This is a genomic window from Stappia sp. WLB 29 (assembly GCF_023507705.1).
Lineage (GTDB): Bacteria > Pseudomonadota > Alphaproteobacteria > Rhizobiales > Stappiaceae > Stappia.
Genome location: NZ_JALBGD010000002.1, coordinates 189,634 through 210,459 on the forward strand (window position 1 = coordinate 189,634; position 20,826 = coordinate 210,459).

Sequence of the window (20,826 nt, forward strand, 5' to 3'; positions counted from 1 at the left end):
AATCTACCCTCGTGTTTCACGTGCGCGGCCGGCAAAGGATGACTGTTCGGACGCACCTTACGAGGACCGAGACATGAGCAGCCATATCAAGAAAATGTGCCTGGCTGGCGTCGCGATAATCGTCTCGTCAGCCGTCCATGCAGCGGATATGCCGATCCCGGTGATCGAGCACGTTCCCGAAGTGCCGGTTGTGACGGGCGGTTGGTATCTGCGTGGCGACATCGGCTACAAGATCTACCAGTCTCCCAGCGTCGCTTACGGGCCGTCCAACTTCGCCAACGAGAAGATGGACCGCACCGGCATGATCGGCGTCGGCGTCGGCTACAAGTTCAGCGACTACCTGCGTGCCGACGTGACGGTGGACTACGAATTCCCGGCCAAGGTTACGGGTTATGCGCCGTGCCCGGCGCCGTGCGGCGGCCCTGGCCTCGCCGGCTTCTCCACGGAGACGGCCGACATCGACGTGCTGACCTTCCTGGTCAACGGTTACATCGACCTCGGCACCTGGGCGGGCTTCACCCCGTATGTCGGCGCCGGTATCGGTACCTCCTACGTGACCGCCAAGGATGTGAAGTTCGTCAACCCGAACGGCACCTCCGGTTCCTATCCGGGCGACAGCAGCTGGAACTTCTCCTGGGCCCTTATGGCCGGCGGTTCCTACGAGCTCAGCCAGAACTGGGCGATCGACGCAGGCTATCGCTACCTGAACATCGGCAATGCCTACAGCAAGAGCTTCAGCACGGGCGGCGCCAACCCGTCCTACAAGATCCGCTACGAGGATCTGGCTGCTCACGAGTTCCGCGTCGGCATGCGCTACACGTTCAACTCGGGCCCGGCCTTCCTGCCGGAGCCGATCATGGCAAGATACTGAAAACACCCCGCGCGGCTTCGTGCCGCACTGGGTTCGACAAGACTGCAGGGGACCGGGCGTTACGCCCGGTCCCTTTCGTTTGTCTGCCGGGTTTGCAGGACGAACGCTCCAACTCCGTTATTTTTGACCGCTTGCAGGCGACCCGCCCTTCGGATATCTCGGTCGACGGGACACTCCTCCCCACCGAGGAGCACCTATCTGGAAGGGTAGTCAGATGACGCAGCATGCAGAACCGGCCGTTCGGCCGGAAAATCCCCGTTTCTCCTCTGGTCCTTGCGCGAAACGTCCCGGCTGGTCGGCCGCGGCGCTTTCCGACGCGCCTTTGGGCCGTTCCCACCGTGCCAAGCCGGGCAAGGTCAAGCTCGCCGAGGCGATCGAGCTGACTCGGGAAGTTCTCCAGGTACCGGCCGACTACCGGATCGGTATCGTTCCGGCTTCCGACACCGGCGCCGTCGAGATGGCCATGTGGTCGCTGCTCGGCCCGCGCGGCGTCGACCTTCTGGCTTGGGAAAGCTTCGGCTCCGGCTGGGTGAGCGATGCGGTCAAGCAGCTGCGCCTTGCCGATACGCGGGTTATCGAGGCGCCCTATGGCGCGCTCCCCGACCTGTCGACGGTCGATTTCACGCGCGACGTGGTCTTCACCTGGAACGGCACCACCTCGGGCGTTCGGGTGCCGGATGCGGACTGGATACCGGCCGACCGCGAGGGCCTGACCATCTGCGATGCGACCTCGGCCGCCTTCGCCCAGCCGCTGGATTTCGCCAAGCTCGATGTTGTCACCTTCTCCTGGCAGAAGGTGCTGGGGGGTGAGGCCGCGCACGGCATGCTCATTCTGAGCCCGCGCGCCGTCGAGCGGCTGGAGAGTTATACTCCCGCCTGGCCGATGCCGAAGATCTTCCGCATGACCAAGGGCGGCAAGCTGATCGAGGGCATCTTCAAGGGCGAGACGATCAACACCCCGTCCATGCTCTGCGTCGAGGATTATATCGACGCGCTGAAATGGGCGAAGGAGATCGGCGGCCTCGAGGCGCTGATCGCCCGGGCGGACGGCAATGCAGGCGCTGTCGCCGACTGGGTGGCGCGCACCGACTGGGTCGACTTTCTGGCGAGCGACCCGGCGACCCGCTCCAACACGTCCGTCTGCCTGCGGATCGTCGATCCGCGCGTGACGGGACTCGATGCCGAGTTGCAGGCCGCCTTCGCCAAGGCGATGGCCACGGCCCTCGATGCGGCCGGCGTCGCCTATGACATCGGTGCCTATCGCGATGCTCCGTCCGGTTTCCGCATCTGGTGTGGCGCCACGGTCGAGCAGTCCGACGTCGAGGCACTGCTGCCCTGGCTCGATTGGGCTTTCGAGCGCCAGCTGCAGGCGCCCGGCAAGGCCGCCTGAGCCTCTTTCCCACACGACAGACAGACATGACCGGTCGCGGTTCCCTTGCAAGAGGACTTGCAAGGCGCCGCCGGTCGGTAAGCCAGGGAGACTAGCCAATGGCCCCCAGGGTTCTGATTTCCGACAAGCTGTCCGAGGCGGCAGTCGAGATTTTCCGCTCGCGCGGCGTCGAGGTCGACTACCGCCCCGATCTGGGCAAGGACAAGGACGCGCTGCTCGCCGCCATCGGCGAGTATGACGGCCTCGCGATCCGCTCCGCCACCAAGGTAACGGCGAAGCTGCTCGAAGCCACCGACCGGCTCAAGGTTGTCGGCCGTGCCGGCATCGGCGTCGACAATGTCGACATTCCGGCCGCCTCCGCCAAGGGCGTCATCGTGATGAACACGCCCTTCGGCAATTCCATCACCACGGCCGAGCACGCCATCGCGATGATGTTCGCCGTCGCCCGCCAGATCCCTGCCGCCGATACGTCCACCCAGGCCGGCAAGTGGGAGAAGTCGCGCTTCATGGGCGCGGAGATCACATCCAAGACCTTCGGCCTGATCGGCTGTGGCAATATCGGCTCCATCGTCGCGGATCGCGCCATCGGGCTGAAGATGCGGGTGGTGGCCTTCGATCCGTTCCTGTCCGACGAGCGCGCCATCGATCTCGGCGTGGAGAAGGTGGATCTCGACACGCTGCTCGCGCGGGCCGACGTGATTTCGCTGCACACGCCCTTGACCGAGAAGACGCGCAACATCATCGACGCGGCAGCGATCGCGAAGATGCGCGAGGGCGTCATCCTCATCAACTGCGCCCGCGGCGGGCTGGTCGACGAGGCGGCACTGCGTGCCGCGCTCGAGAGCGGCAAGGTCGGCGGGGCCGGCGTCGACGTGTTCGTCGACGAGCCGGCGACGGAAAACGTCCTGTTCGGCGCGCCGAACCTGGTCTGCACGCCGCATCTGGGCGCCTCGACCACCGAGGCGCAGGAGAATGTAGCCCTGCAGGTCGCCGAGCAGATGTCGGACTATCTCATGAAGGGCGCGGTCTCCAACGCGCTCAACATGCCCTCGATCACGGCCGAGGAAGCGCCGCGCCTGACGCCTTTCGTCAAGCTGGCGGAACTGCTGGGCTCCTTTGCCGGCCAGCTGACCGAGACCGGCCTCAGCAGCATTCGCCTCGAATACGAGGGCGATGTCGCCGAGATGAACATCAAGGCACTGACGGCGGCGGCGCTGACCGGCGTTCTGCAGCCGCTGCTGCAGACCGTCAACATGGTCTCGGCCCCGGTGATGGCGCGCGAGCGCGGCATCCTGGTGGAAGAGGTGCGGCGCGCCCAGGCCGGCGCCTACGAGAACTACATCCGCCTGACCGTGAAGACCGAGCGCCAGGAACGCTCCGTTGCCGGCACGGTCTTCTCCGACAGCAAGCCGCGCATCATCCAGGTGAAGGGTATCAACATGGAGGCCGAACTCGGCTCCCACATGCTCTATGTCACCAATGAGGACAAGCCCGGCTTCATCGGCCAACTCGGCACGCTGCTGGGCGAGGCGGGCGTCAACATCGCCACCTTCAACCTCGGCCGCACGGCGCCGGGCGCGGATGCGATCTGCCTGGTCGAGGTGGACGGCGAGGTGCCGGAGGCGGTGCTGGCCAAGATCGTGGCGCTGCCGCATGTGAAGCAGGCAAAGCCGCTGCAGTTCTGATCCGGCGGCGCTGAGCAGCGCTCCGTGATGACATGAAAGAAGGGCCGGAGCGGGTTTGCCGCTCCGGCCTTTTCGTATCGATCGCAGGAAAACCTGGTGTCCGCTGCCGCGGATCAGCCGGCGCGCCAGGCGTCCGTTGCCTGCTGCACCGCACGGGTGCCCGGCGTGCCCTTTTCCAGCGTCAGGATGGCGCGCTTGCCGTTCTCGTAGAGCATCGGAATATCGATCCAACCGCGGTCGCGCAGCAGGGTCAGGTTCCGCTCCTGCTCGTCCGGCAGGTTCGACAGCGCCACCCAGAAATAGCCGTCGGCGACCTTGACCGAGGCGCCGATCAGCGCATCGCCGCGGGCTTCCTCGGTGGTCTTCATCACGAGACCGGGGACTTCGGCCACACCCTGTCCAGAGAAGCCTTCCGGCAGTTCGAACCGCACTTCGAGCAGATGGCTCGCCGGCAGCGCGTCGTCGCGATTCGGCTTCAGGGTCAGGTTGGCCGCGATGTTGCGATCCGGCACTTCGATGCGCATCCGCAGCACCGTCTCGGTGCGGCCGTCGATCGTCTCTTCCGTCACGCTCCACACGGAGCGGCCGGCGGAAGCCTGTCCGGCGCTGCCGCCCGTCGCCCCTTCCTCGTAGAGGATGGCGCGCTGGGCGACCGGAGCATCGGTGGCCGCGGTCGGGTCGGGCTGCGCCGGGGTCGTGGCGGCCGTCTGCGTATCCTGCTGTGGCTCGGTGTCGGCCGGCGTTTCGGCGGTGGTGTCCTGCGGCGTCTCGACGGCGTCCGGCTCTTCGGTCGTCTCGGCGGCATCGGTCTGGGGGGAGGCCGGCTCCTGCGGCTCCACGGTGCGCACGCCGCCGCTGTCCTGACCGGCAGCAGGCGCGCTCGGTGCCAGCGTATCGGTCTGGGGGCCGTTGGGGGTGATGCGGGTCGTGGTAACCGGGCGTGCATCCGGTGCCGGCCCGTCGAGCAGGCGTGCGGTGTCCTTGCGCGAGGTTGAGGTTGCGTCATCGGTGGTGTCGGAGGCGGGGGCAGGTGTGTCGGTGTCCGTGGCCGCCGTCGGCTGGCTTGTCGGGGCCTCGCTGTCGTCGCCCGCGAACAGGCCCATCAGCGTGTCGCGCTGCGAATAGCCGATGGCGCCGACACCGACGACCAGCAGCAACAGGGCGACGCCGCCGAGAATGGCGGGAAGGCGCGACGGCCGCAGATCGCCGTCATAGGGGAGGGAGCGACCATTGCCGCGCGCAGAAGATCCGCGCTCCGTAGTGTCGTCGCCGATGGACGGGTCGGGGCCCAGCGTAGGCTCGCGCTTCTGCGGGGCGGCGCGGGCCGGTTCGCCGTCCAGCGCAACGCGGGCGGCGCGTCCCGCCTGATCGGCGGCTTCGCCCAGCTTGCGGGCTTCCTCGATGGCGCTTTTCAGCGTGTCGCGCGGCGGCTCGGCAGCGGTCGGGGTTCGTGCCGCCGGCGGAGCGGACGGTGCCGGCCGTGCGGGGGCCGACGGGCTGGCGGCTTGCGCAGGCGTATCGGTTGCGGCAGGCCGTGCCGCGGGCTGCGGCGGCTTGGGGGCGGCTGCCGGCTGCGGTGCGGTTGGACGCGGCGTTGCGACAGGCTGCTGGCTAGCGGAAAACCCGAGGGTCTCGCGCGCGGCTTCCGCCTCCACCTTGCGGATGGATTCCTCCAGCCGCAGCTGTTCGGCGGTGATTTCCGAAGGCGAGAGCGGCGGATCGTAGGCCTTGAGCTGGGCGACGATGGCCTTGCGCGCACGCTGGTAGATCTCGCGCCGGGCTGCGCCGGTGTTCTCTGGAAGCGCTGCGACGGTTTTTTTCAAAACCGGGTAGTAATCTGCCATATCGCCACTCGTGATCGCCGCACACAGGACCGCGCCAGGGCGCGGTCCACGGTTTAAGGCTTAATCCTGAAACGGATTCTGGACAAGGATTGTGTCATCCCGCTCCGGCGAGGTCGAGAGCAGCGCAACCGGGGCGCCGATCAACTCCTCGACATGGCGGACATACTTGACCGCCTGCGCCGGCAGGTCGGCCCAGCTGCGGGCACCTTCCGTCGATTCCTTCCAGCCAGGAAGGGTCTCGTAGATCGGCTTGACGCGGGCCTGCGCGCCCTGGGAGGCGGGCAGGTGGTCGATGCGCTGGCCGTCCAGCTCGTAGGCGACGCAGATCTTGATCTCGTCGAGGCCGTCGAGCACGTCCAGCTTGGTCAGCGCGATGCCGTTGATGCCGTTGATGCTGCAGCTCTGGCGCACCAGCACGGCGTCGAACCAGCCGCAGCGGCGCTTGCGCCCGGTCACCGTGCCGAACTCGCGGCCGCGGGTGCCGAGGAATTCGCCCACCTCGTTGTCCTGCTCGCTCGGGAAGGGGCCTTCGCCGACGCGGGTCGTGTAGGCCTTGGTGATGCCGAGCACATAGCCGATGGAGTTCGGGCCGAGGCCGCTGCCGGCCGCAGCCTGTCCCGAGACCGTATTGGACGAGGTGACGAAGGGATAGGTGCCGTGGTCGATGTCGAGCAGCGTGCCTTGCGCGCCCTCGAAGAGGATGCGCTTGCCGTCGCGGCGACAATTGTCGAGCAGCGCCCAGACGGTCTGCATGTAGGGCAGTACCTGGCCGGCGATGCTTTCCAGCTCGCCGAAGATCGTCTCCGGATCGATTTCCGGCTCGCCGAGGCCGCGGCGCAGCGCGTTGTGATGCGCCAGCAACCGGTCGATCTTGGCCGGCAGGCTCTTCAGGTTGGCAAGATCCATGATGCGGATGGCACGGCGGCCGACCTTGTCCTCGTAGGCCGGGCCGATGCCGCGCTTGGTGGTGCCGATCTTGGTGCCGGTGACGGCGTTCTCGCGCAGCGAGTCGAGCTCGCGGTGCAGCGACAGGATCAGCGTCGCGTTGCCGGCGATGGCCAACGTCTCCGGCGACACCTGGATGCCCTGCTCGGCCAGCCGGCCGATCTCGGCCACCAGCGCATGCGGGTCGATCACCACGCCGTTGCCGATCACGGACAGCTTGCCGCGCACCACGCCCGAGGGCAGCAGCGACAGCTTGTAGCTGACACCGTCGATCACCAGGGTGTGGCCGGCATTGTGGCCGCCCTGGAAGCGCACGACGACGTCGGCCTGCTCCGACAGCCAGTCGACGATCTTGCCCTTCCCTTCGTCACCCCATTGAGATCCGACGACGACGACATTGGCCATGCGAGACGTTCCTTCGATCAGGCAAAACATGGCTGGCAGCGGCACCAGCGCACACGAAAAACCCCGGTTCAGCCGACCGGGGCACTGTGAGGCGGACTATAGCGGCGACAGTCCGCATTGACGAGCCCCAAGACCCGCTTTCCACGCCGGCGCGGCGGAAAAGTCACTCCCGGTCCGGCTTGTCCTGGCCCTTCTGACTGCTTGCCAAGCGAAAGATCGCGGGCGATGTGCGCAGAAGCCAGACGAAGCGGCCGCGGTGGCTTGCCGGGGCCGCCCCCCGGACGAGAAGTCGCAGGCCGACAAAGGCGACGAAGGCGAGGTGCAGTCCGCCCGTATAGATGAAGAAGGCGGTCGGGCCGAACCGGTCCATCACCGCCGAGGCGATGAGCGGGCCGACCATGGCGCCCAGCGCGAAGAACATGGTGAGGCCGGCGGCGAGTTCGACATATTGCCCGGGGCCGGCATGGTCGTTGGCATGGGCGGCGGAGAGCGAATAGAGCGGCAGTGCAAAACCGCCGAACAGGAAGGCGCCTAAGAAGATCGCCGCCTCTGCGGTGACGCCCGACAGGAACAGGCAGGAGAGCCCGGCGCCCAGCGTCGCCATGATCAGCACATAGCGCCGGTCGATGCGGTCCGAGGCCCAGCCGAGAGGGAACTGGAAGATGGCGCCGGCGATCACCCACAGGCTGATCAAGAGCGCCAGCCCGTCGGCATCGAGGCCGACGCCTTCGGCATAGACCGGGCCGACCGTGCGGAACGCGCCGTTGGTCAGGCCGATGGTCAGGCAGCCGACGGCAGCAACAGGTGAGATCACCCAGATCGACAGGTAGTTGATCCCCGTCGTGTCGGAGACCGGCGGATTGCCCTCGCGGGCGAGCGAGACCGGGATCAGCGCGGCGCAGAAGACGAGGCCGATGACCACCAGGATCTCGAAGCCGCCGGCGCCGAAGGCGGGCAGGAGGAACTGGCCGCCGGTGACGGCGCCGAGGTCGACGATGCGATAGATGCTGAGGATCCGGCCGCGCTCGGCATTGGAGGACAGCGCGTTCAGCCAGCTTTCCAGCACCATGGCCGTGCCGCAAAAGGCGATGCCGCTGACGAAGCGCAGGCCCGCCCAGGACAGGCCCGGCGCGGTGAGCAGCAACAGCAGCACGGAGATGGCGCTCAGCGCGGCAAGAGCCGAGAACACCCGGATATGGCCGACACGCTGGATCAGGATCGGCGTGACCAGGACGCCGAGGATGAAGCCGGCATAATAGGCCGAGCCGAACAGGCCGATGGTTGTGTCGGACAGACCGTTGAGCCGGCCGCGCACCGCGATCACGGTCATCGCAACGCCGTTGGCGCCGAGCAGCAGACCGGCCGCGACGAGCAGCGGCACGAGGCGGAACAGCAGCGGGCGGGAGGCGAGGGAGGCGGGATTGTCGGGCATTCGAGCCAGCATTCCTGGCGGCGGCGGGAACATCGATCCTGACCCTGCTTGCCGTCCGCCACAAGCCCTTGTTTCGACTTTTCAACCTGCATGGGCAGCCGTCGTCGGAAATCGGGTGGGCGGAAGCCGGGGCCCGGAGTAGCCCTTGGGCGAACATGCCGTTTGCAAGGGAAGAAGATGACCTGGAAGAACTGGTTGCTGCTCATGACGCTCGCGCTCGTGTGGGGTGCGACCTTCCCTTTCGGCAAGATCGCGCTGGTCGAGATCCCGCCCTTCGTCCTCGCCTTCCTGCGGGTGCTGCTGGCGGCGCTGGTGCTGCACGCCGTGCTGGCCGTGCGCGGGCTCGCCTTTCCCCGCGATCCTTCCATGCTCGCGGCGTTCCTGGTGATGGGGCTGCTCAACAACGCCATCCCCTTTTCTCTCATCCTGTGGGGCCAGACCGGTATTTCGGCGAGCCTTGCCTCGATCCTCAATGCGACGACGCCGATCTTCACGGTGCTGGTCGCCTCCGTGCTCTTCCGCCAGGAAGTCCTGCGGGCACATCGGGTTGCCGGTATTGCCGTCGGCTTTGCGGGCGTGGCGCTGCTCCTGCTGCCGGGGCTGGAGGCCGGGGTACTGGCAAGCCTTTCGGGCGAGCCGGTCTGGGCGCAGGCCCTGTGCCTCGGTGCGGCGCTGTCCTACGCCTTCGCCGCCGCCTTCGCCCGCCGCTTTCGCGGCGTTCCGGTCATGGTCGCTGCAACGGGGCAACTGACCGGCTCCAGCCTGTTGCTGCTGCCGCTTGCTGTCTGGCAGTCGTTCTCGGTGCCGGGCGGCTGGACGCCGGCCATGGTGGGGCCGGTCGCCTGGGCTTCGGTCGTCGCGCTCGGCACAGCCTGCACCGCGTTCGCCTATCTCATCTACTTCCGCCTGTTGAGCGAGGCCGGGGCCACCAACGCCTCGCTGGTCACCTTGCTGATTCCGGTTTCGGCAGTGCTGATCTCCGCAAGCCTGCTGGGCGAGGCCTTGTCCCTGCTGCAGGTGGCCGGGATGGGCGTGCTGCTGTTCGGGCTTGTGCTGCTGGACGGGCGCGTTCTCGCCCCTTTCGACAGGGTGCAGCGCCGGGTGCCCGGACGAGGGCGTCCTTAAGCCGGCGCCCGCTGCGGCATCACCTCGATGCGTTCGGCGAAGCGCTCGTAGACGTCGGCGAGCCGTTCGGGCGCCTGCTTACGGCAGGCAGCAAGGCCTGCGCGGGCCGTCTCGCGGTCGCCGGCATCGATGGCGGCGACCATGGCCGCATGGGCCTGCGACAGAGCCTGGAACTCGTCGCCGGCCGCATAGTCGGGGTCACCGACGAGGGCGAACAGGCGGATCGGCACGCTCTTGCCCTTCAGCGGGATGGCGCCGGCCTCCAGGAAGGCAAAGCCCCTGGCCGCGCGCGCCGTGTCTTCGGAGACGACGCAGTCGGCGCCGACCGCCTTGCAGCTCGACTCGATCCGTGCCGCGACGTTCACCGCATCGCCGATCACCGAATAGTTGAAGCGGCGGCTGGAGCCCATGTTGCCCACGCAGGCCTCGCCCGTGTTGAGACCGACGCCGATGCGCACGGTCTGGGTCGGCAAGTCCCGCTCGCGAAAGCGGAAGGCGTCCTCGGCGTTCAGCCGGTCGACGATGCGCACCATCTCCAGCGCCGTTCGGCAGGCCTTGGCCGCATGGTCGTCCACCTCCATCGGCGCGTTCCAGAAGGCCATGATGCTGTCGCCGATATACTTGTCGATGGTGCCGCTATGCGCCTGGATCTCGTCGGAGAGCGGCGACAGCAGCGCGTTGAGGAAGGCGACCAGATCCGTCGGCGTCAGCTGCTCGGAGATCGGGGTGAAGCCGCGCACATCCATGAACATGATGGTCATGTCGCGCATTTCGCCGCCGAGCCGCAACGCATCGGGCGCGGTCTCCAGTCGCTTGACCATTTCCGGTGCCAGATACTGGCCGAAGGCGGCCCGCACGAACCGTTTCTCGCGCTCGGTCAGGAAGTAGAGCAGGGCGGTCGCCGCGGCATAGACGACGAAGAGGTTCACAGCGGTCGGATAGACCGGATCGAGCAGCAGCCCTTGCGTGCGGAACAGATGGATGGCCCCCGCATAGAGCGAGAAGGCGATCACCCCGCCTATAACGGCGGCCCAGATCGAGCCGAAAGCGATGATCAGGGCGATGACGATCAGGCCGAGCAGGAAGGTGGCGATGATCTCGGCGCCGTCCGCCCAGTCCGGCCGGCTGAGAAAGGTGCCGGCGAGGATCTGTTCGGCGGCCTGCGCATGCACCGAGACGCCCGGCACGAGATCGCCGAGGGGCGTTGCACGGATGTCGTAGAGGCCGACGGACGAGGTGCCGATGAAGACGATCTGGCCTTCGATCTGCGGCGCCAGGCTTGCGCGCGTTTCGGGATCGAGCACGTCGGCGGCCGAGACGTAGCGGTCCGACCGGTCCTCGTTGAAATATACCCACAACTCGCCCTGAGCGGTGGTGGGAAAGGGCAGGGCGCCGACCTTGATGTCCGTGACCGCGGCCGCGCCGGCGTCCAGCTCCCCGCTCGCATCGGCGGAGCGGATGATGAAGGTCCCGGCGCCTTGGGCGACCCTGAGCGCTTCCATCACCAGGCTGGGGTAGAGACCCGTGCCGTCGGTGAAGACCATGGGCACGCGGCGCACGATGCCGATCGTGTCGCGGCTGGACAGGCTGACGCCGCCGCTTCCCGTTGCGGCCGCCTCCAGCACCGGCAGGCTGACCAGGGCGGAGGCGAAGGAGGGAATGCTGCCGGTCGGGTCGCTGCCGGCATGGGCAAAGCCGGCCTTGGCGGCCGGCTTGCTGCCGTCGGCGTTCGGCAGGGTGGCAAAGCCGAGCACCACGGGGGCCTCGGCAATCGCTTCGGCGAAGACTTTGTCCGTGTCGGGCAGGCGTTCGGCCAGTCCTTCCAACTCTGCATCGCTGCCGATCTTCAGGTCCGGGACATAACGATGCGGCGACAGGCGATCGGGTTCGGCGAAGATCACGTCATAGGCGATGGCGGCGGCACCCAGTTCCGTCAGCGCGCGGGTCAGGTCTGCCAGCGTGTCGCGGCGCCAGGGCCATTGGCCGTGCTCGGCCAGCGAGCGCTCGTCGATGTCGACGATGCGGACGGGAAAATCACCCTGCGGACGGGGCCAGAAACGCTGGTATCCGTCGAAGCCCATCAGGCGGATCGCCGAGACGAAGGACGGGTCGTAGGCCCGCAATGCGGTGACGACGAACAGGAACAGGCATCCGGCCACAGCCACGAGCAGGTGCTTGCGTTGCGTGATGCGCATGTGCTCTTCCGTCTCCCCTGCCGCGGTGCACCGCGTCGGCGGGAAGGTTAGAGCATCGGGCCGGAAAGGGGAATCGGCTTGGGGGAACCGCGTGTCCCGCGCCCAAAGCGCGGGACCGCGATTGATCGGAGCATGACCTGAGGCAAGACGGGCTGCTGCCCGTCAGGCCTGGCCGGCGATCTGCGCCTGCGGCTGTTCCAGCTCGCGGGCGCCGCGGCGCACTGCCTTCTGGACCTTCTCGAAGGCGCGAACCTCGATCTGGCGCACGCGTTCGCGGCTGACGCCGAACTCGGTCGACAGATCCTCGAGCGTGATCGGATCCTCCGACAGGCGCCGGGCCTCGAAGATCCGCCGCTCGCGGTCGTTGAGGACTTCCATCGCGTCGCCGAGCAGCTTGCGCCGCTGGTCCAGCTCTTCCTGCTGGGCGAAGACCGCCTCCTGGCTATCGCTCTCGTCGACGAGCCAGTCCTGCCACTCGCCGCTGTCGGCCTCCGCGCGGATCGGCGCGTTGAGCGAGGCGTCGCCGGCGAGCCGGCGGTTCATCGAGACGACTTCCTCCTCGCTGACACCGAGCTTGGTGGCGATCTGTGTTACGTGCTCGGGGCGCAGATCGCCCTCGTCGAGCGCCTGGATGCGGCCCTTGAGCCGGCGCAGATTGAAGAAGAGACGCTTCTGGTTGGCGGTGGTGCCCATCTTCACGAGCGACCAGGATCGCAGGATGTATTCCTGGATCGCCGCCTTGATCCACCACATGGCATAGGTGGCGAGACGGAAGCCCTTGTCGGGCTCGAAGCGCTTGACCGCCTGCATCAGGCCGACATTGCCCTCCGACACGACCTCGGAAATCGGCAGGCCGTAGCCGCGATAGCCCATGGCGATCTTGGCGACGAGGCGCAGATGCGACGTCACCAGCCGCTCGGCCGCAGCCGGGTCGCCATGCTCCTTGTAGCGCTTGGCGAGCATGTATTCTTCCTGCGGTTCCAGCATCGGAAACCGCCGGATTTCGTCCAGATATCGGCTGAGACCGCCTTCGCCGGAACTCAGCGCCGGAATGTTCTGGGCCATGAATGCACCCTTTCTCCCAACGATCCCTCCGGGGTCGCGCCGGCCCGAGCCGGATGCGCGACCGCCATCGCAGGGCATGCTGTTTCGGCGCCCGAATGGCACGCCGGACTTCCCAATATAGGGTTCATTTCGGCAATATCAGGACATAATTTTGCAAATTATGACGGCGAAAGCGTTCGGATTGCCTTGAGCAGGGTGTCCATGTCGTCGGGAAGGGGACTTTCGAAACGCAGCGTCTCGCCGGTCGCCGGATGGGCGAAGGCGAGAAGGCCCGCATGCAGGGCCTGGCGCGGGAAGGCATCCACCACGTCGCGGACCTCGTCGGGCAGGCGTGCCGACTTGGTGCGGAAATGCGCGCCGTAATCGGCATCGCCGACCAGCGGGTGGCCGATATGGGCCATGTGCACGCGGATCTGGTGGGTGCGTCCGGTTTCCAGGCGGCAGGCCATCAGGGCGGCAATCGGGGGTGCGTCCTTCGCGCCGAAGCGCTCGCGCACCTGCCAGTGCGTGATGGCGTGGCGGCCGCCGGATTTCGTCACCGCGATCTTCTGCCGGTTGGCCGAGGAGCGGGCGAGATCGGCATCGACGGTGCCGCGCAGCTGCATCGGCGCGCCCCAGACCAGCGCGACATATTCGCGCTCCAGCGGGCCGGTGCGGCCGTGGTCTGCGAACTGCGCGGCGAGCCCCTGATGGGCGAGATCGGTCTTGGCGACCACCAGCAGGCCGCTGGTGTCCTTGTCGAGGCGGTGGACGATGCCGGGCCGCTTGACGCCGCCGATGCCCGACAGGCTGTCGCCGCAATGGTGCAGCAGCGCATTGACCAAGGTGCCGCTCCAGTTGCCGGGGCCGGGATGGACGACGAGGCCCGCGGGCTTGTCGATCACGACAAGGTGATCGTCCTCGTAGACGATCGTCAGCGGGATATCCTCGGGAGTGGGCTCGGCTTCCTCCGGTTCCGGTAGCTCCAGCGCCAGCTCCTCGCCCGAATTGACCCGGTATTTGGGCTCCATTATGGTCCGCCCGCCGACGCGCGCCCGACCCTGGCGGATCAGGGACTGGATGCGGCTGCGGCTGATTTCCGGCAGATGGCGGGCAAGGCAGGCGTCGAGGCGGCTGCCGGCATCCTCATCGGAAACGGCAAGGGCTGCGATCGCGACGCCGTCGGCATCGCCTTCCTCTTCAATGGACATAGACATGACACATCCGGCAATGGACGACGAAGACCGCGACGCGGAAGCCCCGCTGGATCCGGCGATGGAACGGGTTCAGAAGAAGCTGAAGCGACTGCTCGCCGTCTCTAGCCTCGTCATGGTGCTCGGCTTCATGGCCGTTCTCGCGGCCATCATCTACAAGCTGTCCGAAAGCGGCAAGCGGGCGGACGGGAGCGATATAGCCGCAACGGTGGCCATCGGCAAGGACGGGCGGGTGGAAAGCATGGTCCTGTCGGGCGATCGGCTGATCCTGCTGGTGCGCGACGGCACCGCCAGCAAGCTGCTGCATCTGGAAGCGGCGACCGGCCGCCTCGTCGGCGAGACCGCGTTCGTCGCGCAGTAAAACCGGACCCGAACCGGACCGAGCCGACATCTGCTGGCCTGCCTGCCGCATGTGGCCCTCGGGCGCCGGCAGACAGGCTCATGTCCGCTCCGGGTGCGCGGCGTGCGAGAATGTCTCTTTTTTCGCTGTCCACAGGCTTTGCGAAAAATGGGGCTTGCATTCGGCGCGCGGGCGTTCTACCTACGCGTCCTGTTCGTAACTGACCGGCCGACGCCCCCATCGTCTAGCGGTCTAGGACGCCGCCCTCTCACGGCGGAAACAGGGGTTCGAGTCCCCTTGGGGGTGCCAACTTTCCCAGCGAGCGCTTGAACGACAAGCGACTTGCCGCTGGCTCTGCGAAACTTCCGAAAAGTCGATAGCAATTTCCCCTTCCGGGGCGAGTCTCCGCGCGTTTGCCGACTGCATCCGGCGCGACGGGTCTTTTCCGTGCAGACATTCCCCGCATTGCAAAACGCCGGGCAATGCAAAAACGCCGGCGCAAGGGCCGGCGTTTCGTGTTCGCAAAAGCGCGGTTTGCGGGCGCTTCAGCCGGCGACCTGGAAGCGCGAGCGTGCGGCAACTCCCTGCATTCCCGTCGCGGCAGAGGGCTGATAGAGGCCGCGCAGGTCCGGCACCGGCCGAAACGCATCGGTCAGGCCGACAACGGTCTCGGCCGCGCCCAGCACCAGGTAGCCATCGGCCGGCATCTGCTTGGAGATGCGCTGCAACACGTCCACCTTGGTCGGCTGGTCGAAATAGATCAGCACATTGCGGCAGTAGACGATGTCGAAGGAGCCGAGCGTGGAAAAATTCTCCAGCAGGTTGAGCTTGCGCCACTGCACCATGGAGCGCAGCTCCGGGTTGACCTGCCACAGGTCGCCTTTCTGGGTGAAATATTTCAGCAGCATCTGGATCGGCAGGCCGCGCTGGACCTCGAACTGGCTGTAGATGCCGGTCTTCGCCTTTTCCAGGACCTCGTTCGACAGGTCGGTGCCGATGATCTCGACACGGAAGCCGGCGATCTTCTGCGCGGCCTCCTTGAGGCAAATGGCGAGCGAGTAGGGCTCCTGGCCGGTGGAGGCGGCCGCGCACCAGATGCGAATGGTCCGGCGGTCGGCACGCGCCTTCAGCATGGCCGGAAGCATCACTTCCCGGAAGTGCTGGAACGGCATGCCGTCGCGGAAGAAGAACGATTCGTTGGTGGTCATGGCCTCGACCACCTCGACGCACAGTTGCGCCCCGGTCGGCTTCTGCATTGCCTGGACGAGCTCGGACAGCCCGCCGAGATTGTGGCGCCGCGCCACCGGCAGCAGCCGGCTCTCCACCAGGTACTGCTTCTCGTTGGTCAGGACCAGTCCGGACTTGGCCTTCAGGAACTGCTTGAGATACTCGAATTGTGACGCAATCACCTGGGGCCTCCACTCAACAATCCGGAGATCTTGGGGCCGATGCGGGTGATCGGCAGGATCTCGCAACACATGCCCGTCTGCGCTGCCGCGCCGGGCATGCCCCATACCACGCTGGTCGCCTCGTCCTGTGCGATGATGCTGCCACCGCCGGCGGCGATGGTGCGCACTCCGGCGGCGCCGTCATGTCCCATTCCGGTCAGCACCACCGCCAGGGTGGCGGAGCCGTAGATCTTGGCGACGCTGTCGAACAGCGGGTCGACCGCAGGCTTGCAGAAATTTACCGGCGGGCTGTCGTTCAGGCGCGCCACGACCTGGCCGCCGTCCTTGTCCACCGTCATGTGCAGGCCGCCCGGCGCCACGTAGATATGGCCGGGCTTCAGCACCTCGCCGTTGTCGGCTTCCTTGGCCGGGCGGAGCGCCGCCTTGGCGATGTGCTCGGCGAGAATGGCGGTGAAGGTCGGCGGCATGTGCTGGGTCAGCACAACCGGCACCTCACGGATCGAGGTGCCGATGTCGGTGAAGAGCTGCTGCAGTGCCTGGGGACCGCCTGTCGACGAGCCGATGGCAAGGATGCGCGGGCGGGCGCTGGAATAGGCGCGGGTGCGGATTGCAGGTGCTGCGGGCACGGCCGCCGCGCCGGCTGCAAGGCGGGCATAGCCGGCCGGCATCGCACCGGCCGGGGCCTGCGAGGCGGTCCGCCCGGCGGTCGTCTGGGCACGCATCATGCGCCCGCCGGCAGAGGCCCCGCCGCCGCGGCGACGCTGGCCGAGCGCCTTCACCTTGTCGATGAGCTCGCGGCGGAAGTCGATCGAGGTCGTGACCTCGCTGGTCGATTCCGGCTTGGGAACGTAGTCATGCGCCCCGAGCGAGAGGGCGCGCAGGCTGACCTCGGCGTTGCGGCGGGTCAGCGTCGAGGCCATCACGACGACGAGGTCGCGCTTCTTGCGCAGCATGAGGGGAAGGGCGGTCAGCCCGTCCATCTCCGGCATCTCGATGTCCAGAACCACCACGTCCGGGTTGGAGCGTTCGATGTCGTCGACCGCGAGCTTGCCGTTGCGATGGGAGGCGACGAGTTGCAAAGCCGGGTCCGCCTCGACCCAGCGGCTGAGCAGTCCACGGATGACGACGGAATCGTCGACGACCATGACGCGGATGCACTCCGCCCTGGCGCCGTCCCGGGGGGCCGGCGCTGAAGAACTGGCGTTCATGTGGTACAGCCCTGCAGAGGGGTTACAGAAGCCCGGCTTCCTGGAACTTCGCTTCCACGATGTCCTTGTCGAACGGCTTCATGATGTACTCGTTGGCGCCCGCGCGCATGGCGCGGGTGATATGGGCCACGTCGTTCTCTGTCGTGCAGAAGACAACGACGGGCTTTTCGCCGCCATATTCCTTGCGCAGTGCCAGCAGGAACTCCAGACCGTCCATCTCCGGCATGTTCCAGTCCAGCAGGATCGCGTCGGGCATGCGCTCGCGACAGGCCTGCAGGGCCTTGAGTCCGTCCTCGGCCTCCGAGATCTCGAAGGACAGGTCCTCGAGAATGCGGCGGGCGACCTTGCGGATGACGCTTGAGTCGTCGACGACCAGACAGTGCTTCATTTCTGTTCTCCCGAGTGCCGGGTTTCTTTTCGCCGGTGCGGTCGCGTCAGGCCGCAGCCATGGGCTCGAACATCGCTCCGAAGAGGCGGGTGACGTCGAGAATGATCATCAGCTTGCCGTCGAGACGGTGCACGCCGCCGGAAATCTCCGCCCAGCGCTTGTCGAGGTTGGACGGGTTCGGCTCCATCGAGTCGTTCGACAGGCGCAGGACCTCGCCGACCTGGTCGATGACGAGGCCGTAGCTCTCGCCCTTGTGCTCGATGCCGACCGCCATGACCTGGGCGTTTGCGTCCCTGGCCGGCAGGTGCAGGCGCTTGCGCATGTCGATCGCCGTGACGATGCGGCCGCGCAGGTTGAGCACGCCGGCCACTTCCGGAGCGGCCAACGGCACGCGGGTCACGCTCTCGGGAACGAAGACGTCATGCACCTGGCTGATCGGCAGGCCGAAGAGCTGGCCGCCGATGATGACGGTGACGTATTGGATGGTATCGTCGATACCGGCCGCGAGATTATCGTTGTGCCTCATGCCGCAATTCCCATTTCACCGGCGAACAGATCCTTCAGCGAGGCGATCAGCCCCGGACGGTCGAACTTCGCCACATAGTCGTCGAAACCGGCCTGACGGCCGCGCTCGATGGAGGCCGGGGAGACCACGGCCGACAGCGCCAGAACCGGCATCTTGCGGAAGCGCGGATCGCGACGCAGGGCCTCGCAGAACTCGAAGCCGTTGATCTCCGGCATCTCGATGTCGCTGACGATCGCCTGGAACGTGTCGCCGTTCTCCAGCAGCTCGAAGGCCTGGCGCGCGCCGTTGACGGCGGTGACGTCATAGCCGGCCGCCTTGAGGACGGGCGTCAGCATGTTGCGGAAGAAGGCGCTGTCGTCGACCAGAAGGACTTTCTTGGTCAGCGCGGCGATGTCCATCTCCTTGCGCATGAACCAGTCCTCGAAGGCCTGCGGCAGGTAGTAGCCGAGGTCGATGATCTCGGTCGCCTTGTCTTTGATGACCGCCGATCCGAGGATGCCGGCCCGGTCGGAGCCGACCTCGATGTTCATCCGGTCCTCGACGATGTCGACAATCTCGTCGACGATCAGGCCCATGGAGCGGCCGGCGTCGGAGAAAACCAGCATCGGCTGGGTGCCTTCGCTGCGGCGGGTCTGGGAGGCCTCGATATAGACCAGCGGCATCAGCGAGCCGCGGTACTGGACCAGGTCGCGGCCGTTTGAATGTTCGATCTTGGAGACCTCGAACTCCTCCAGACGTGTGACCAGCGACAGCGGCACCGCCTTGGGCTCGGGCGAGCCGGCGCGGAACAGCAGCATCGACACGGTCGCCTGCCCGTCGAGGGCGGAAGCCATGGCGTCCTCGGCTTCCTTGCGCTCGTTCTCGGCGACGACGCTGGAGGCATGGCTTGCCATGGCCGAGGCGACGCCGTTCGGATCGATGATCATGATCACCGCACCGTCGCCCAGGATGGTGTTGCCGGAGAACATGGTCAGGTTGCGCAGCATGGAGGACATCGGCTTGACGACGATTTCCTCGGTGTGGAACACGCCGTCGACGACGACGCCGAAGGTCTGGCTGCCGACCTGCATCACTACGATGAAGCCGGTGTCGGACTCGATCTCCTGGTCGCCGTCATTGGGACCGACGCCGAGCAGCTGGGACATGTGGACCAGCGGCAGCAGCTTGTTCCGCAGGCGCAGGACAGGCGTGTCCTTGATGCGCTCGATGCGGTGCTCGGAGTTGGATTGGACGCGCACCAGTTCGACAACCGACAGCTGCGGGATGGCGAAGCGGTCGCCGCCGGCCTCGACGATGAGTGCCGAGACGATGGCGAGCGTCAGCGGGATCTTGATGATGAAGCTCGAGCCGCGGCCCGGGACCGAGCGCAGGTCGATGGTCCCGCCGATCAGCTCCACGTTGTTGCGCACCACGTCCATGCCGACGCCGCGGCCGGACACGCTGGTGATGTTCTGCGCCGTGGAGAAGCCTGCGTGGAAGATGAACTTGTGGATCTGCTGATCCGTCATCTTGTCGAGTTCGGCCTCGGTGGCGAGCCCGCGCTCCAGAACCTTGGCCTTGACCCGGTCGACATCGATGCCGCGACCGTCGTCCTTGACCTCGATGATGATATGGCCGCCTTCATGATAGGCGGACAGGGTGATCGTGCCCTTCTCCGACTTGCCGGCGGCACGGCGGTCGGACGGCATCTCCAGCCCGTGATCGGCGGAGTTGCGGATCATGTGGGTGAGCGGATCCTTGATCAGCTCGAGGACCTGGCGGTCCAGTTCGGTCTCGGCGCCGATCATCTCCAGCTCGATCGGCTTGTCGAGTTCCTGGCTGAGATCGCGGACGATACGCGGCAGCTTCTGCCAGGCATTGCCGATCGGCTGCATGCGCGTCTTCATGACGCCTTCCTGCAGCTCGGCCGTGACGTTCGACAGGCGCTGCAACGGCACCTTGAATTCGGAATCCTCGTGTCGACGGGAGATCTCGAGCAGCTGGTTGCGGGTGAGGACCAGCTCGGAGACCATCGTCATCAGATGCTCGAGCGTCTCGACCGCCACGCGGATCGACTGGCTCGACACGGAGGCCTTCTTCTCGCCCTTGTCGGCGGTTTCGCGCGGAGCCGCGTCTTCCTCGCGCTTACGGCCGCGGGGGGCGAGTGGTGCCGGCGGGGCGGCTTCCGCCTCCATCTCGGCATCGGCCTCGATTTCGGACAGGACAGCGGAAACGGGGAGTTCGACCTCGACCTCGGCCTCGCGGAAGGCACGCTCCAGCTCATCGAGGGAGACCTCGCCGGGACGCAGCGGGCGTTCCAGAACCTGTTCGACCAGTTCGCCGCGGGCCAGGCCGTCGTCTTCGGCCTCGGCGGTGTCGTCGGCGGCAGCGCTGCCGCGGGTGTCGGCTTCCAGCGCCATGCGCTCCAGCTCGGAGATCAGGTCGTGGTCGCTGCCTGCGGGCTCGGTGCCGTTGGCGGCCTCCAGCTCGGCCAGGATCTCCTTGATCCGGTCGATGGAGGAGAGAATGAGCGACACCGCGTCGGGCGTCACCTTGGCGCCGTCGCGGAACTTGCCCATCAGCGTCTCGCCGGCATGGGCGAGGGCCTCCAGCCGGGGCAGGCCAAGGAAGCCGCACGTGCCCTTGATCGTGTGAACGAGCCGGAAAACGTTATCGAGAATTTTCGCGTTGTTCGGTTCCTGTTCGAACTTCACGAGCTCGACGTCGACGACATCCAGGCTCTCGTTCGTTTCTGTGAGGAACTCGCTAAGCAGGTCGTCCATGGCCACACTCACCCGACTGGTTACTGGTACACGATCCGAACCC

At 66.7% G+C, this 20,826-nt stretch carries 16 protein-coding genes and 1 tRNA gene; 6 read left to right on the forward strand and 11 right to left on the reverse strand.

Features of this window, described 5'->3' with window-relative positions; genetic code table 11:
• The first annotated feature begins 73 nt into the window (after nt 1-73).
• The 3 genes from MNI96_RS04280 (at nt 74) to serA (ending at nt 3,946) form a co-directional block, all read left to right on the forward strand.
• Nucleotides 74-871 carry an outer membrane protein gene (locus MNI96_RS04280; protein ID WP_249690673.1) on the forward strand — a complete coding sequence of 266 codons (798 nt, stop codon included), beginning with the start codon at nt 74-76 and terminating at the stop codon, nt 869-871.
• A 214-nt stretch (nt 872-1,085) separates the two neighbouring features.
• Nucleotides 1,086-2,261: a phosphoserine transaminase gene (locus tag MNI96_RS04285; RefSeq protein WP_249690674.1), complete on the forward strand. Its 1,176-nt coding sequence runs from the start codon at nt 1,086-1,088 to the stop codon at nt 2,259-2,261.
• A 98-nt stretch (nt 2,262-2,359) separates the two neighbouring features.
• Nucleotides 2,360-3,946: a phosphoglycerate dehydrogenase gene (serA, locus tag MNI96_RS04290; RefSeq protein WP_249690675.1), complete on the forward strand. Its 1,587-nt coding sequence runs from the start codon at nt 2,360-2,362 to the stop codon at nt 3,944-3,946.
• 113 nt (nt 3,947-4,059) lie between these two features.
• On the opposite strand, the gene MNI96_RS04295 is transcribed toward serA, so the two are convergent.
• The 3 genes from MNI96_RS04295 to MNI96_RS04305 form a co-directional block, all read right to left on the reverse strand.
• Complete coding sequence (locus MNI96_RS04295; RefSeq protein WP_249690676.1) at nt 4,060-5,790, reverse strand: prolipoprotein diacylglyceryl transferase; 1,731 nt, start codon at nt 5,788-5,790, stop codon at nt 4,060-4,062.
• A 60-nt stretch (nt 5,791-5,850) separates the two neighbouring features.
• The gene (locus MNI96_RS04300) at nt 5,851-7,140 is read right to left on the reverse strand and encodes an adenylosuccinate synthase (RefSeq protein WP_249690677.1); all 1,290 of its coding nucleotides are present in this window, start codon (nt 7,138-7,140) and stop codon (nt 5,851-5,853) included.
• A 163-nt stretch (nt 7,141-7,303) separates the two neighbouring features.
• The gene (locus MNI96_RS04305) at nt 7,304-8,572 is read right to left on the reverse strand and encodes an MFS transporter (protein ID WP_249690678.1); all 1,269 of its coding nucleotides are present in this window, start codon (nt 8,570-8,572) and stop codon (nt 7,304-7,306) included.
• Between the two features lie 177 nt (nt 8,573-8,749).
• On the opposite strand from MNI96_RS04305, the gene MNI96_RS04310 reads away from it, so the two are divergent.
• A complete protein-coding gene (locus MNI96_RS04310; RefSeq protein WP_249690679.1) occupies nt 8,750-9,697 on the forward strand; it encodes a DMT family transporter in 948 nt (315 codons plus the stop codon).
• Here the strand turns inward: MNI96_RS04310 and MNI96_RS04315 are convergent.
• From MNI96_RS04315 to MNI96_RS04325, 3 genes are all read right to left on the reverse strand, one after another.
• Nucleotides 9,694-11,892: a CHASE2 domain-containing protein gene (locus MNI96_RS04315; protein WP_249690680.1), complete on the reverse strand. Its 2,199-nt coding sequence runs from the start codon at nt 11,890-11,892 to the stop codon at nt 9,694-9,696. The genes MNI96_RS04310 and MNI96_RS04315 overlap by 4 nt on opposite strands.
• 162 nt (nt 11,893-12,054) lie before the next feature.
• Nucleotides 12,055-12,957 (reverse strand): RNA polymerase sigma factor RpoH, encoded by a 903-nt coding sequence (gene rpoH, locus MNI96_RS04320; RefSeq protein ID WP_249690681.1) that lies wholly within the window; start codon nt 12,955-12,957, stop codon nt 12,055-12,057.
• Between the two features lie 158 nt (nt 12,958-13,115).
• Nucleotides 13,116-14,153 (reverse strand): RluA family pseudouridine synthase, encoded by a 1,038-nt coding sequence (locus tag MNI96_RS04325; protein ID WP_249690683.1) that lies wholly within the window; start codon nt 14,151-14,153, stop codon nt 13,116-13,118.
• Here MNI96_RS04325 and MNI96_RS04330 point away from each other — a divergent pair.
• Both MNI96_RS04330 and MNI96_RS04335 read left to right on the forward strand, forming a co-directional pair.
• Entirely contained in the window at nt 14,152-14,511 is a 360-nt protein-coding gene (locus MNI96_RS04330; protein WP_067218794.1) for a hypothetical protein, read from the forward strand. The genes MNI96_RS04325 and MNI96_RS04330 overlap by 2 nt on opposite strands.
• Before the next feature lie 212 nt (nt 14,512-14,723).
• Nucleotides 14,724-14,799 (forward strand) — tRNA-Glu (locus MNI96_RS04335).
• 236 nt (nt 14,800-15,035) lie between these two features.
• Here MNI96_RS04335 and MNI96_RS04340 read toward each other — a convergent pair.
• From MNI96_RS04340 to MNI96_RS04360, 5 genes are read right to left on the reverse strand one after another with little or no spacing between them, the layout of a single operon-like run.
• Nucleotides 15,036-15,899, reverse strand: a complete 864-nt coding sequence (locus tag MNI96_RS04340; RefSeq protein ID WP_249690685.1) for a CheR family methyltransferase — start codon at nt 15,897-15,899, stop codon at nt 15,036-15,038.
• Nucleotides 15,896-17,107 carry a protein-glutamate methylesterase/protein-glutamine glutaminase gene (locus MNI96_RS04345; RefSeq protein ID WP_502960300.1) on the reverse strand — a complete coding sequence of 404 codons (1,212 nt, stop codon included), beginning with the start codon at nt 17,105-17,107 and terminating at the stop codon, nt 15,896-15,898. Before MNI96_RS04345 ends, MNI96_RS04340 begins: the two co-directional genes overlap by 4 nt.
• 22 nt (nt 17,108-17,129) lie before the next feature.
• Nucleotides 17,130-17,495, reverse strand: coding sequence for a response regulator (locus MNI96_RS04350; protein ID WP_158193773.1), 366 nt, complete (start codon nt 17,493-17,495; stop codon nt 17,130-17,132).
• Between the two features lie 46 nt (nt 17,496-17,541).
• Nucleotides 17,542-18,021 (reverse strand): chemotaxis protein CheW, encoded by a 480-nt coding sequence (locus tag MNI96_RS04355; RefSeq protein ID WP_067218805.1) that lies wholly within the window; start codon nt 18,019-18,021, stop codon nt 17,542-17,544.
• Nucleotides 18,018-20,783 (reverse strand): hybrid sensor histidine kinase/response regulator, encoded by a 2,766-nt coding sequence (locus MNI96_RS04360; protein WP_249690690.1) that lies wholly within the window; start codon nt 20,781-20,783, stop codon nt 18,018-18,020. The genes MNI96_RS04355 and MNI96_RS04360 overlap by 4 nt, the downstream gene beginning before the upstream one ends.
• Between the last annotated feature and the right edge of the window lie 43 nt (nt 20,784-20,826).

Bases quoted from the DNA above. Each gene is read 5' to 3' on its own strand.
- MNI96_RS04345 (WP_502960300.1), bottom strand. From the start codon at position 17,107: ATGAACGCCAGTTCTTCAGCGCCGGCCCCCCGGGACGGCGCCAGGGCG.
- MNI96_RS04330 (WP_067218794.1), top strand. From the start codon at position 14,152: ATGACACATCCGGCAATGGACGACGAAGACCGCGACGCGGAAGCCCCG.
- MNI96_RS04325 (WP_249690683.1), bottom strand. From the start codon at position 14,153: ATGTCTATGTCCATTGAAGAGGAAGGCGATGCCGACGGCGTCGCGATC.
- MNI96_RS04310 (WP_249690679.1), top strand. From the start codon at position 8,750: ATGACCTGGAAGAACTGGTTGCTGCTCATGACGCTCGCGCTCGTGTGG.
- MNI96_RS04350 (WP_158193773.1), bottom strand. From the start codon at position 17,495: ATGAAGCACTGTCTGGTCGTCGACGACTCAAGCGTCATCCGCAAGGTC.
- MNI96_RS04315 (WP_249690680.1), bottom strand. From the start codon at position 11,892: ATGCGCATCACGCAACGCAAGCACCTGCTCGTGGCTGTGGCCGGATGC.
- MNI96_RS04285 (WP_249690674.1), top strand. From the start codon at position 1,086: ATGACGCAGCATGCAGAACCGGCCGTTCGGCCGGAAAATCCCCGTTTC.
- serA (WP_249690675.1), top strand. From the start codon at position 2,360: ATGGCCCCCAGGGTTCTGATTTCCGACAAGCTGTCCGAGGCGGCAGTC.
- MNI96_RS04355 (WP_067218805.1), bottom strand. From the start codon at position 18,021: ATGAGGCACAACGATAATCTCGCGGCCGGTATCGACGATACCATCCAA.
- MNI96_RS04300 (WP_249690677.1), bottom strand. From the start codon at position 7,140: ATGGCCAATGTCGTCGTCGTCGGATCTCAATGGGGTGACGAAGGGAAG.
- rpoH (WP_249690681.1), bottom strand. From the start codon at position 12,957: ATGGCCCAGAACATTCCGGCGCTGAGTTCCGGCGAAGGCGGTCTCAGC.
- MNI96_RS04295 (WP_249690676.1), bottom strand. From the start codon at position 5,790: ATGGCAGATTACTACCCGGTTTTGAAAAAAACCGTCGCAGCGCTTCCA.
- MNI96_RS04360 (WP_249690690.1), bottom strand. From the start codon at position 20,783: ATGGACGACCTGCTTAGCGAGTTCCTCACAGAAACGAACGAGAGCCTG.
- MNI96_RS04280 (WP_249690673.1), top strand. From the start codon at position 74: ATGAGCAGCCATATCAAGAAAATGTGCCTGGCTGGCGTCGCGATAATC.
- MNI96_RS04305 (WP_249690678.1), bottom strand. From the start codon at position 8,572: ATGCCCGACAATCCCGCCTCCCTCGCCTCCCGCCCGCTGCTGTTCCGC.